Below are 11,998 nucleotides of genomic sequence, written 5' to 3'. Positions count from 1 at the left end.
CGCCGCGGCGGCGCCGGGCACCGCCACCTGCACGCCGCCGGCGACCAGCGAGCGCAGCAGGTCGCGGCGGCTCAGTTCGATCATGGCTGCGCGTCCTGCGCCGGCGCGGCACCCTTGCCGGTCGTCGTGGCCGGCGCCGGTCGGTAGGCGTGCTGCATGAAGCCGATGCCGGGCAGCAGTTCGTTGCCGTGGCGGAAATCGAAGAAGCTGGCGTTCTCCCACGAGGAGCCGACGCCCCAGCGGGTCTTGCAGGTGTTGCTGGTCCAGGCCGGTTCCCAGTACACGACGCCGCTGCCACCGTTGTCGACCACCAGTTGGGTGAGGTCGACCAGGTAGTTCAGCTGGCCCTGCGGGGTGGCCGGGTAGCCCTTGATCAGCGAGTCGGCGCCGAGCAGGTTGGGCGAGGGGTCGCCGCTTTCCAGCGTCCACGGATAGGCGGTCTCCACCACCATCACTTCGGCCGGATAGCGCTGGCGCAGGCGCTTGATGGTGGCGCCGAGCTGGTCCATGGTCTCGCGCGACCACTTGCGGTAGTAGCTGATGCCGATGAAGTCGAAGTCGCGCACGCCGGCCTTGGCGGCGTCGGCGAACCACGGCTCCACGTTCTCCGGCTGGGCGATGTGCAGCATCACCTTGGGCTTGATCGACGAGCGCGCGCCGGCGTCGCGCACCGCCTGGATGCCGGCGTTGAACAGCTTGGCGTTGCGGGTCCAGTCGATCGGCCGGCGCTTGTCCCAGGGCTGGCTGTCCATCAGGTCGGAATTGCTCTCGTTGCCCACCTGCACCAGTTCCGGCATCAGCCCGGCGCGGTCCAGCGCGCTGAGCGTGTCGTAGGTGAAGCCGTACAGCGTGCGCGCCAGTTCGTCCTGGTCGGTGATGCTGGCCCAGGCCTTGGGGATCAGTTGCTTCTCGCCGTCGGCCCAGTCGTCGGAGTAGTGGAAGTCCAGCAGCACCTGCATGCCCTTCGCGCGTGCGCGGCGGATGGTCTTCTTGACGTCGCTCAGGTCGCTGTAGCGGGTCCAGCGCGCATCGTTCCACAGGCGCACGCGCACCAGGTTGGCACCGTGCGCATGGAACAGCTCGAACGGGTCGCGCAGCGTGCCGTGGTCGCGGTACTGCACGCCGCAATCCTCCATCTCGTTGACGTAGGACAGGTCGGCGCCGAGGTACAGCGTGCCGGCGCCGGCCATGGGCGCGGCGAGGGCGGTGGCGAGGGCCAGCGCGAGCGCCGGCAGCCAGGTGCGTCTGGATCGCATGCGGGTCTCCACCGGCTCAGAACGTGTAGGTCGCTTCCAGGGCGAAGCGGCGGCCGAACAGCTGGTAGCCGCCATCGTCCTGGTTGGCCAGCCGGTTGCGCTTGTTGTCGCTGTAGGCGCGCAACGGTTCGTTGGTCAGGTTGCCGACCTGGAACTTGAAACCCAGGTGCTCGCTGTAGCGCCACGCCAGACTCAGGTCCACCGTGCCTTCGCTCTCCAGTCGCGCCAGCCGCGCCGCGTTCCAGCCGTACACCACGGTGTAGGGGCTGTGGTACTTGTAGCCGATCCGCGCTTCGAACTTGTTGTTGTTGTACCAGAGGTCCAGCGTGCCGGTGTTGCGCGCCAGGCCGCTGAGCGGCAGCGGATTGTCCGCCGGCGAGAACTCGTGCAGGTTGGATTCCACGTACGAGTAGTTCGAGTAGATGCCGAAGTTCTCCATGTGCGGGATGAAGAAGAACGGGGTCTGGAAGGTCAGCTCGGCACCGTTGATGTAGCCGCCGCCGCCGTTGAACGGGCCGCTGATCAGGTAGTCGCGGCCGTCGATGGTCTCGTGCTGGGTCTTGTAGCCGATGCTGGAATCCACCCACTTGCGGTACAGCGCCAGCGCCGCCAGCGCTTCCTTGTGGAAGTACCACTCGTAGGACAGGTCGAGCTGGGTGGCGCGGAATGGATTGAGCTGCGGGTTGCCGCCGCTGCCGGTGAGCTGGCCGACGGTGGTGTTGGGGTCGTCGAGCGCGCGCCCGGTGCGCAGTTCGTCCAGCGGCGGCCGCGCCATCACCTTGGCCACCGACAGACGCAGGATGCGCTCGGGATCGATCAGGAAGTTGACCGTGGCGCTGGGCAGCACGTCGGTGTAGGTCTTGCCGGCGCTGCTCGGCTGCACCACGCCGCCGACGGTGTCGTAGCCATGGCTGTCGGTGTCGGTGTGGACCACGCGCACGCCGGCGTTGCCGGTGACGTCGACGCCGAACCACTGCGTACTGAACACCGCCTTGGCGAAGGCCTCGCGCACGTTCTCCTCGACGTTCCAGTGGTCCAGGCGCTGCTCGGTGGCCAGGCTCGGATCGAAGCCGCCGAAGCCGAGCTTGGCGATCGCGTCCAGGTCGCCGCCGGTCAGGGTCGGCACGTTCAGGTCCGGCATCGTCACCGGGTAGATCAGGTCCTGGTAGGCCGAGATCGGCTGGCTGTAGCCGGACTGGAAGCTGGTGAAGTGGCGGTTCTGCTTCTCGCGGCGTGAGGCGCGCGCGCCGAACTCCAGTGCGGTGACCGGCGAATCCTCGATCGCGCGGCTGGCGCTCAGCGCCAGCGCAGCGATGCGGTCGCGCAGCGCCTGCGGCTCGGTCTGGCCGCTGATGCCCCATTCCGGCGCGTCGGAACTGGTGCTGATGGTGGGGGTGACGCCATGGCGGAAGTCGAACGACACCGTGTCCGGGTTGCTGCCGAAGCGCACCGCACGCCAGTCGTTGTCGCGCTTGGCCTGCGAGAACGACAGGTCGCTGCCCAGCGTCCACACGTCGCCGCGCCACTTGGCGTTGAGGCCGCCGGCCGCCAGCGTCTTGACCTCGTCGTAGCGGGCCACGACGTGGTCCACCTGCAGCTTGGAATTGGCCAGGGTACCGGCGACCACGTCGCCGTCGACGATGGTGTAGGACGAGCCCGGGGTGGTGTACGGATTGCTGGCCGAGTAGATGCTGTAGCCGAGGTTGTTGAACCAGTTCTGGCGCTGGTCCTCGTCGATGCGGATGCGCGAGTACAGGCCGTCGAGCTTGAGTTCCAGGTTGCCCGAGCGCCACTGCACAGTGCCCATGGCGCCGGTGCGGGTCTGCTCGGTCAGCTTGAGCTGATCGGCTGCGCCCCAGGGCGTGTAGTCGACCTTGCCGTCGCCATCCACGTCGCGCGCGTTGCTGGCGTCGGTGTAGCCCCAGCTGCCGATCGAGACGCCGGCGTTCTTCTGCTTCTGGTAGGTGGCGCCGAGCGCGACCGCCAGGTTGTCGTTGATACGGTGGATCCAGCTCGCGCCCAGGCGCTGGCCCCACGGCGAGTAGTCGCGCGCGTCCTTGGCCTCGTCGTAGTAGACCGGGCCGGCGGTGGCGACGAAGGTCGGGCCGGTATGATCGAGCGGGTTGATCGTGGAGATGTCCACGGTGGCGGCGATGCCGCCAGCGATCAGGTCCGCCGACGGGGTCTTGTAGACCTTGACGGTGGAGACGATCTCGGTGGGGAAGACTTCCCAGCGCACCGCGCGGTTGGGTTCGGAGGAGGCGATCTCGCGGCCGTTGACCGTGCCCATGGTCATGCGCGGGCCGAGGCCGCGCACGGTGGCCAGGCTTTCGTTGCCGCGGTCGCGGGTGCCGTTGACGCCGGGCAGGCGCACCAGCGCCTCGGCCACGGTGACGTTGGGCATCTGCCCCATGTTGTCGGCGGAGATGACTTCCACCACGTGGTCGTCGAGCTGCTTGGCCTGCACGGCCTGTTCCAGACTGGCGCGCTGGCCGACCACCATCACGTTGTCCAGGGTGACCGGTTGCTGGCCGGTCTTGGCGTCGGTCGTGGCGTCGGGCTTGGCGGGTGGCGTGGCTGCCGGATCGGCGCTGGTGCTCTGCGCCTGCGCGGCGAAGTTGCCGGACAGGGCCAGGACGATGGCCGCGCCCAGCAGGGTGCGGGCGGCAGGGCGGTGCGCGCGCCGGCCGACCGGGCGACGGGACTGTTCCAAAGGCATTTTTGTTCCCTCCCAGGACAAAAAGTGACCGATCAAATTGGCGTGGACCGGAAAACCCGGTCCTGGAGGCATCGGCAGGGCGTCATGCAGGGCTGCAGGCTGTCCCGATCGCTGTCCTCGATGGCGTGTCTGTCGACGTGGCGGGGCGTGCGTGGCATGTCTGCTGGCGGCGCCGCGGACATTCCCCTTCCGCTGCCTTGGCGCGCGAGAGACCGGAAACGAGGATAGAAGCGACAGGCATTCCATTCCAATGAAGCATTTGCCGAGGGCTATCTCGTTTTGGAATGGATATCGCGCGCCGCGTCTACCGTCGCCCACGCGAGGCTCAGGCCGCGGTGGATGGGGCCTGCAAGTCGAGCAGGGCGGCGGCCGCCGCACCCAGCCCGCGTTCGCGGTGGCGCAGGGCATGGAAGGTGCGTTCGCCCAGGGCCACGGCGAGGGGCTGCAGGCGGCCGCTCTCCAGCCACGGCGCCGCGGCCAGCTGCGAGATCGCCGCCAGGCTGGGTCCGGCCTGCACTGCCGACAGCACCGCTTCGTTGGAGGGCAGGGACAGGGCCACGCGCAGGCGTTCCGGGGCGATGCCTGCATCGCGCAGCGCCGCCTCGAACGCCGAGCGCGTGCCCGAGCCGGGTTCGCGCATGATCCAGGTGCTGTCGGCGACCAGTCGTGCCAGCCCGGGGCGGCGGCGCCCGGCCAGCGGGTGATCCGGTGCGGCCACCACGCGCAGCCGGTCGTGGCCCAGCGGCGAACTCAGCAGTTCGGGGGCCTGCACGCGGCCCTCGACGAAGCCCAGTTCGGCGCGGCCCTCGCGCACCGCGCGCGCCACGCTGTCGGTGTTGCCCACGCTCAGGCGGATCTCGATCTGCGGATAGCGCGCATGGAAGGCCATCAGCCGGGTTGGCAGCCAATAGCTGGCCACGGTCTGGCTGGCGTGCAGGTCGAGGGTGCCGCGCAGCACGCCGCGCCACTCGCTCAGCGCCAGTTCGGCCGCACGGCTGCGCGCCAGGATCGCCTTGGCGTCGGCGCAGAACGCCGCACCGGCCGCGGTCAACGCCAGGCCGCGACCGACCCGGTCGAACAGGGCCACACCGTACTGCTGCTCCAACGCCTTGATCGCGGCGCTGGCGGCCGAGGGCGTGCGATGCGCGGCCTGCGCGCCCAGGGTCAGGTGCTGGCGCTCGGCCACCGCCACGAACAGGGCGAGTTGTTCCAGGGTCATGCGAAGACTGTTTGGACAGATCGAATGAAATGTGCGTCATTATGCGATGGATCGAAACGGTCTGCGGGCGCAACCTGCGGCCACTCGATCCGGATCGCTGCCATGCGCACCCAACTGCACAGACCTTCCACCTTGCCGCCCGGCCTGGCCCTGGCCATCGCGGTGGCGGCGCTGGCCTGGCTGGCCGAGCGCGCGCAACTGCAGTGGCTGGGCCGGCGCTGGATCGACGCGCTGGTGTTCGCGATCGTGCTCGGCACGCTGCTGCGCACAGCGTGGCGCCTGCCGCCGTCCGCGCACGCCGGCATCGCCTTCGCCGCCAAGCTGCCGCTGGAACTGGCCATCGTGCTGCTTGGGGCCTCGGTCGGGATCGGCGCCATCGGCGCGGCCGGCGGTCTGCTGCTGGGCGCCATCGCCGCGGTGGTGCTGCTGGCGATCGCCATCGGCTACGGCATCGGTCGCGCGCTGGGCCTGCCGTCGCGACTGGCCACGCTGGTCGCGTGCGGCAATGCGATCTGCGGCAATTCAGCGATCGTGGCGGCGGCGCCGGTGATCGACGCCGACTCCGAGGATGTCGCTGCAGCGATCGCCTTCACCGCGGCGCTGGGCGTGCTGGTGGTGTTGCTGTTGCCGCTGGCGGTGCCCGTGCTGGGCCTGGACCAGCGCCACTACGGCATCCTCGCCGGCCTGACCGTGTACGCGGTGCCGCAGGTGCTGGCGGCGACCGTGCCGGTGGGCGCGCTGAGCGCGCAGGTGGGGGCGCTGGTCAAGCTGATGCGGGTGCTGATGCTCGGGCCGGTGATGCTGCTGCTGGGGCTGGTGCGTGGTGGATCGCCGACGCAGCGGCGCCCGGCGCACGCGCTGGTGCCGTGGTTCGTGTTCGGCTTCGTCGGCATGATGGGCCTGCGCGCGCTGGGCGTGCTGCCTGCGTTGCTCATCGAAGCGGCGCAGTCGCTGTCGCTGCTGTTCACCCTGGTGGCGATGGCCGCGTTGGGCCTGTCGGTGAATCTGCGCACGGTGCTTGCGTCCGGCGGCCGCGTCTTGGCGGCCGGCACGCTCTCGCTGCTGGCGCTGGCCAGCCTCAGCGTATTGCTGCTGCGCTGGTTGCCGTAGGCGCGGGCGCCGCAGTCCACGTGCATCTGCAGCATTTCGCATCGCCTGCACCCACGTTCAACCAAGCGCTCACGAAAGGCCGCGGAGCATGGTGATACCTGCCATGCAAAGGAGATTGTCATGCGTCATTCCCGTTCCGCGTTCTCTCTGGCGCTGATGTCGGTTCTCGGCGTCGGCCTTGCGCATGCGCAGACCGATACGTCCGGCCAGGCCGGCAGTACCGATCCCGGCGCGATGCAGCAGCAAACGCCGTCGACCTCTGCCGCGCAGACGTCGACCGGCATGCAGGGCGCGCAAGGCGCGCGCGCGTCCGCGCTCAACGAAAAGCAGGCGCTCGGCGTGCTGTCGGCGATCAACACCAGCGAGATCAACGCCGGCAACCTGGCCTTGCAGAAGCAGGTCAAGGGCCCGGTGCGCGACTACGCCATGCAGATGGTCAAGGAGCACGCCGACAACAATGCCAAGATCGCGCCGTGGGGTCCTGATGCGAAGGCGGCACCGGCGCAGCAGCAGATGCAGCAGGCCAAGGCGGAGGCCGGCAAGCTGCAGGCCCTGGACGGCGATCGCTTCGAGCAGGCCTATGTCATGGCGATGGTCAAGGATCATCAGGCCGCCCTGCAGATGCTCGACAGCACCCTGATCCCGGCCGCGAAGACCCCGGACGTGGTCGCGCATCTGCGCACCACGCGTACCCATGTGGCCGAGCACCTGGCCAAGGCGCAGCAGTTGCAGAGCGCTGGCGCGCCATCGGCGGCGCCGGCCCGTTGATCGTTGTGCGGGTCTCGGCCGCCATGCCGAGATCCGCGCTTTCATGAGTCGCGTGCGAGGGAGCTTCTCAAGCCTTTTCCTTGGCCAGCGTGTGGCAGGGCAGACAGCGACCAGACTTCATGTCCTCGGCGTCCGGTGTGCCTGGTTGCCGTATCCCCTTGCGGTCAATCGGCTGCGCGAGTGCACGAGAGCATGTGCCGCTGTCGAACGGTGTAATAGTCTCCGCGCAGACGGCGGTCTAAGGTAGCGGCCATCATCCTCTGCATCGCCGCCCGGTCGCCCCATGGGACACGATCACAGCCACGCCCCCACCGAAATCCGCCACGAGCAGCCCCTGTGGTGGGCGCTCGGCCTCACCGCATTGTTCCTGGTGGTGGAAGTGGCCGGTGCCTTCCTCACCAACAGCCTGGCGCTGCTGTCCGACGCTGCGCACATGGCCACCGACACGCTGGCGCTGATGATCGCGCTGATCGCGGTGCGGCTGAGCCGGCGCCCGCCCGATGCCAAGCGCAGCTATGGCTACGCACGGCTGGAGGCGCTGGGCGCGCTGGTCAATGGCGTGCTGCTGTTCGTGGTGGCCGGCTACATCCTGTGGGAGGCGGTGCAGCGCTTCCGCCAACCGCAGGAGATCGCCACCGTCGGCATGCTCGGCATCGCCGCATTCGGCCTGCTGATCAACCTGATCTCGATGCGCCTGCTCAAGGCCGGCAGCGGCGAGAGCCTCAACATGAAGGGCGCCTACCTGGAAGTGTGGAGCGACATGCTCGGCTCGGTCGCGGTGATCGTCGGCGCGCTGGCGATCCGCGTCACCGGGTGGAAACTGATCGATCCGATCCTGGCGGTGCTGATCGGTCTGTGGGTGTTGCCGCGGACCTGGGTGCTGCTGCGCGAGGCGATCAACGTGCTGCTGGAAGGCGTGCCCAAGGGCGTGGATCTGGGCGCGGTGCGCGGCTATCTGCAGGCCGCGCCCGGCGTGGCCAGCGTGCACGACCTGCACGTGTGGGCGCTGGCCTCCAGCACGCCGGCGCTGACCGCGCATGTGGTGGTCGCCGACGGCGGTGACGCCGATGCCGTGCGCGCCGCGCTGTGCGATGGCCTGCATGCGCAGTTCGGCATCGATCACATCACCCTGCAGATGGAAGCCGGCCATTGCGGCGCCACCCCGTGCGGCACGCCGGCGGCGGGCGAGGGTGGTGGTCACGATCATCACGCGCATGGTCAGGAGGACCACGATCACGATCATGCCCACCCCGCACATGGGCACGGCCACATGCAGGGGCATTCGCATTAGCAGCACGGCTGCGTAACGGCGTTCGTGCAGGTGCGGCGTTGTTCTGGTTTGGGATTTGTCGTCCGCGCGCACCTGGAATGCCGAGTGCGACTGAAGGGCGCCTGCAGCGACCTGCTTTCCCCACAATCAAGCTACGGGCAGCTTGCTTTGTGGGAATCACCTGTCATGCAGCAGCGCCTGGCGAAGCGGCCACGCTTTCCGATGGCGTAATGCGTCGGGACTGAAGTCCCTCCCACAGTACGCCCGGCGAATTCGCCGCAAGATCGCGTGGGAGCGGCTTCAGCCGCGACGGGTCTTGCCGGGAAACGCCCGCCGCGGCTGAAGCCGCTACCAAGGGGCGCGACCCGTCGTTCTGGGAGGTGCCCTGACGCACGCTTACAGAAGGCGTGCGCGCGCCTCACACCACCGGTTCGCGCAACGCCGGCGACTCCCAACCCGGTCGCGGGGCGAAACGCTCGCCGTAGCGCGTGTGCAGGGCGCGCAGGCGCGCCAGCAGCACGTCGGCGCCGGCGGCGCGGATGTGCTGGATCGGGCCGCCGCGGAACGGGGCGAAGCCGGTACCGAAGATCACGCCGGCATCGAGCAGGTCGGCGTCGGCGACCACGCCCTCGTGCAGGCAGGCCACCGCTTCGTTGAGCAGCGGCAGGATCAGGCGGTCTTCCAGATCGTCCGGTGCACGGTAGTCCTTGGGCAGTTCCGGCTTCTTGGCGCGGCCGTTCTCCCAGGCGTACAGGCCCTGGCCGTCCTTCTTGCCGCGCTTGCCCGGCTCCACCGTCTGCAGCGCCGCCGGGATCGGCAGGCCCAGGAACGGTGCCAGTTCGGCGCCCACGCCCGCGGCCACGTCCAGGCCCACGGTGTCGATCAGTTCGATCGGGCCCATCGGCATGCCGAACTTGACCGCGGCCTTGTCGATCGCCGGGCCGGGAATGCCTTCGGCATAGGCGGTGGCCGCTTCCAGCATGTACGGGAACAGCACGCGGTTGACCAGGAAGCCCGGGGTGCCGGCGACCGGCACCGGCAGCTTGTCGATGGCCTTGCAGAAGGCGGCCAGCCGCTTCTGGTTCTCCGGCGCCAGGCCGTCGTGGCAGACGATCTCCACCAGCGGCATCTGCGCCACCGGATTGAAGTAGTGCAGGCCGCCGAACTGCGCCGGGCGCTGGATGTGCTCGCGCAGTTCGGTCAGCGGGATCGAGGAGGTGTTGGTGCTGAGCAGCGCGGTCGGCTGCATGCGCGGTTCCAGCGCCTGGTACAGCTCGCGCTTGGCCTGCGGGTTCTCGATGATCGCCTCGATCACCAGGTCGGCGCTCGGCACGCCGTCGCCGGCCAAATCGCCCTTCAGGCGCGCCGCCACCGCCGGGCGCTTGCTGTCGTCCTTGACCCGCTTGGCGAACAGCTCGCCGGCGCGGCTCAGCGCGCCGTCGATGAAGCGCTGCTCGCGGTCCTGCAGGGTCACCTCGAAGCCCTTGTAGGCCGACCAGGCGGCGATGTCGCCGCCCATCACCCCGGCGCCGACCACGTGCACGTGGCGGATGCCGTGGTCCTTGCCGCCCAGCGCCTTGAGCCGCTCGGTGAGGAAGAAGATGCGGATCAGGTTGCGCGCGGTCGGGGTGCTGGCCAGCTTGACCACCGCCTTGCGCTCGGCGTCCAGGCGCGCCTGGATGCCGCTGCCGCCGCTGCGTTCCCACACCCCGATCAGCGCATACGGTGCCGGGTAGTGTTCCTTGCGTGCCTTGCGCGCCACCTGCTTGCGCATCTGCGGCGCCAGCAGCTTGCGCGCCGGCCAGGTATTGGTGGCCCAGGCGGTGGCGCGCTGCTTGAAGGGACGGGGGCTGCCGGACAGTGCCAGCGCCACGGCGGTATCGGTGAGTACGGCCGGCGCGGCGACCTTGTCGACCAGGCCCATCGCCCGCGCCGCCGAGGCCGACACGGTGCGCCCGGTGAGCATGAGGTCCATTGCCGCCGGCGCGCCGATCAGCCGTGGCAGGCGCGCGCTGCCGCCCCAGCCGGGGAAGATGCCGAGCTTGGTTTCGGGCAGGCCGATGCGGGTGGAGGCGTCGCTGGAAGCCACCCGGTAGCGGCAGGCCAGGGCGATCTCGGTGCCGCCGCCCATGCAGAAGCCGTGGATCGCCGCGACCGTGGGGCAGGGCAGTTCGGCCAGTTTCTGGAAGGTGGCCTGGCCGCGGCGGATGGCGTCGTTGACGGTGCCGCGGCGGTCGAATTCCTGGAATTCCTTGAGGTCGGCGCCGGCGATGAAGCCGTTGTCCTTGGCCGAGCGGATCACCACGCCCTTGGGCGGATCGATGGCGATGCGCTCGAGCAGATTGCCCAGCTCCAGCAACACGTCCTGCGACAGCGCATTGACGGGCGCGTCCTGGCGGTCGAGGCTGAGCACGACGATGCCGTCGCCGCGGATGTCCGCTTGCCAGTGACTGAATCGGAGCCCGTCGAAGCCTGAAAGCATGGGGAGGACCATCCGCTTGTGTATGGAGAAGATCGTTATCATCCAGAGGTTGTTTCCGTCGCGTCAAATCCCAATCCAGGGGAATTGAGGCGCGTCCCGCGACCGCTGGCCTTGCGCCAGCCTAACGGAACGCCGGTTAACGTCGTGGGGCGGCGATCCGCTGAGGGGCGCTGAACTTTTTTCCGAATTGGCGGTCAGAGGGTCCGACGTAGGTTGGGCTGACAGGAGTGCGGCCCGCTATGGCCGATGTCGAAACACCCCAGGAGCTGGACCTTGAACTGGTCCGGCGTGTGCAGCGCGGCGAAAGCGCGGCGTTCGATGTGCTGGTGCGCAAGTACCAGCATCGGATCGTCGGCCTGATCGGGCGCTACATCGCCGACTGGAGCGAATGTCAGGACGTGGCCCAGGACACTTTCATCCGCGCCTACCGCGCGATCGGGAGTTTCCGCGGCGACGCCCAGTTCTCCACATGGTTGCACCGGATCGCCGTGAACACCGCCAAGAACTACCTGGTCGCGCACAACCGCAGGCCGCCCACCGACGACGTCGATGTGCTCGATGCCGAGCAGTTCGACAGCGGCACTCGCCTGCGCGACACCGACACGCCCGAACGCGAGTTGATGCGCCAGGAGCTGGAACGCACGGTGATGAAGGCGGTCGACGCCTTGCCGGAAGAGTTGCGTACCGCCATCACCCTGCGCGAGGTGGAGGGCATGAGCTACGAGGACATCGCGCAGAAGATGGGCTGCCCGATCGGCACCGTGCGTTCACGGATCTTCCGCGCCCGCGAGGCCATCGACGCCGAACTCCGTCCCCTGCTGGATACCGACAGCGCCACCCGTGAGCGACACCGCGTATGACCGATAGCACGCCCTTTCCCAAGCCAGTGCCGGCGCCCGACAGCACAGCGCCGGACAAGTTCGAGCTGCACTACCGGCAGCAACTGTCCGCGCTGATCGACGGCGAACTGCCGGCCGACGAAGCGCGCTTCGTGCTGCGCCGGCTGCAGCACGACGAGGAATTGTCCGGTTGCCACGAGCGCTGGCAGCTGTGCGGCGACATCCTGCGCGGCCGCGTCAGCGTGCCGGCGCCCAGCGATTTCAGCGCCCGCGTGCGCCAGGCGGTGGCCGCCGAAGCGCAGCAGGCCGCGCGTGCCGATGCGGCCAGCGCCGCC

At 69.0% G+C, this 11,998-nt stretch carries 9 protein-coding genes; 5 read left to right on the top strand and 4 right to left on the bottom strand.

The window, feature by feature from the left end; all coding sequences use genetic code 11:
* Window positions 1-80: 80 nt before the first annotated feature.
* From D183_RS0107600 to D183_RS0107590, 3 genes are all read right to left on the bottom strand, one after another.
* Complete coding sequence (locus D183_RS0107600) at window positions 81-1,256, bottom strand: glycoside hydrolase family 53 protein (RefSeq protein ID WP_026144281.1); 1,176 nt, start codon at window positions 1,254-1,256, stop codon at window positions 81-83.
* A gap of 16 nt (window positions 1,257-1,272) precedes the next feature.
* Window positions 1,273-3,975 carry a TonB-dependent receptor gene (locus D183_RS0107595; RefSeq protein ID WP_026144280.1) on the bottom strand — a complete coding sequence of 901 codons (2,703 nt, stop codon included), beginning with the start codon at window positions 3,973-3,975 and terminating at the stop codon, window positions 1,273-1,275.
* 325 nt (window positions 3,976-4,300) lie between these two features.
* Complete coding sequence (locus tag D183_RS0107590; RefSeq protein WP_017908475.1) at window positions 4,301-5,194, bottom strand: LysR family transcriptional regulator; 894 nt, start codon at window positions 5,192-5,194, stop codon at window positions 4,301-4,303.
* A 102-nt stretch (window positions 5,195-5,296) separates the two neighbouring features.
* Here D183_RS0107590 and D183_RS0107585 point away from each other — a divergent pair, with 102 nt between their 5' ends.
* The 3 genes from D183_RS0107585 to D183_RS0107575 all read left to right on the top strand — a co-directional run bounded on the left by D183_RS0107585 (window position 5,297) and on the right by D183_RS0107575 (window position 8,363).
* Entirely contained in the window at window positions 5,297-6,304 is a 1,008-nt protein-coding gene (locus D183_RS0107585) for a YeiH family protein (RefSeq protein WP_039726507.1), read from the top strand.
* A gap of 156 nt (window positions 6,305-6,460) precedes the next feature.
* Window positions 6,461-7,072 carry a DUF4142 domain-containing protein gene (locus D183_RS0107580; protein WP_017908473.1) on the top strand — a complete coding sequence of 204 codons (612 nt, stop codon included), beginning with the start codon at window positions 6,461-6,463 and terminating at the stop codon, window positions 7,070-7,072.
* Window positions 7,073-7,355: 283 nt separating this feature from the next.
* A complete protein-coding gene (locus tag D183_RS0107575) occupies window positions 7,356-8,363 on the top strand; it encodes a cation diffusion facilitator family transporter (protein WP_017908472.1) in 1,008 nt (335 codons plus the stop codon).
* A 397-nt stretch (window positions 8,364-8,760) separates the two neighbouring features.
* Here the strand turns inward: D183_RS0107575 and D183_RS0107570 are convergent, their stop codons facing one another.
* A complete protein-coding gene (locus tag D183_RS0107570) occupies window positions 8,761-10,824 on the bottom strand; it encodes a 3-hydroxyacyl-CoA dehydrogenase NAD-binding domain-containing protein (RefSeq protein WP_017908471.1) in 2,064 nt (687 codons plus the stop codon).
* Window positions 10,825-11,063: 239 nt separating this feature from the next.
* On the opposite strand from D183_RS0107570, the gene rpoE reads away from it, so the two are divergent.
* Window positions 11,064-11,684: an RNA polymerase sigma factor RpoE gene (gene rpoE / locus D183_RS0107565; protein ID WP_010340494.1), complete on the top strand. Its 621-nt coding sequence runs from the start codon at window positions 11,064-11,066 to the stop codon at window positions 11,682-11,684.
* Window positions 11,681-11,998 (top strand): sigma-E factor negative regulatory protein (locus D183_RS24220; RefSeq protein WP_255325523.1); only part of this gene is annotated, 318 nt, incomplete at its 3' end. The genes rpoE and D183_RS24220, both read left to right, overlap by 4 nt.

Source organism: Xanthomonas sp. SHU 199 (assembly GCF_000364665.1).
Lineage (GTDB): Bacteria > Pseudomonadota > Gammaproteobacteria > Xanthomonadales > Xanthomonadaceae > Xanthomonas_A > Xanthomonas_A sontii.
Note: the sequence above shows the minus strand (reverse complement) of the source record. Positions and strands in the feature narration are given on the sequence as shown.

Bases quoted from the DNA above. Each gene is read 5' to 3' on its own strand.
- D183_RS0107570 (WP_017908471.1), bottom strand. From the start codon at position 10,824: ATGCTTTCAGGCTTCGACGGGCTCCGATTCAGTCACTGGCAAGCGGAC.
- rpoE (WP_010340494.1), top strand. From the start codon at position 11,064: ATGGCCGATGTCGAAACACCCCAGGAGCTGGACCTTGAACTGGTCCGG.
- D183_RS0107590 (WP_017908475.1), bottom strand. From the start codon at position 5,194: ATGACCCTGGAACAACTCGCCCTGTTCGTGGCGGTGGCCGAGCGCCAG.
- D183_RS0107595 (WP_026144280.1), bottom strand. From the start codon at position 3,975: ATGCCTTTGGAACAGTCCCGTCGCCCGGTCGGCCGGCGCGCGCACCGC.
- D183_RS0107575 (WP_017908472.1), top strand. From the start codon at position 7,356: ATGGGACACGATCACAGCCACGCCCCCACCGAAATCCGCCACGAGCAG.
- D183_RS0107580 (WP_017908473.1), top strand. From the start codon at position 6,461: ATGTCGGTTCTCGGCGTCGGCCTTGCGCATGCGCAGACCGATACGTCC.
- D183_RS0107600 (WP_026144281.1), bottom strand. From the start codon at position 1,256: ATGCGATCCAGACGCACCTGGCTGCCGGCGCTCGCGCTGGCCCTCGCC.
- D183_RS0107585 (WP_039726507.1), top strand. From the start codon at position 5,297: ATGCGCACCCAACTGCACAGACCTTCCACCTTGCCGCCCGGCCTGGCC.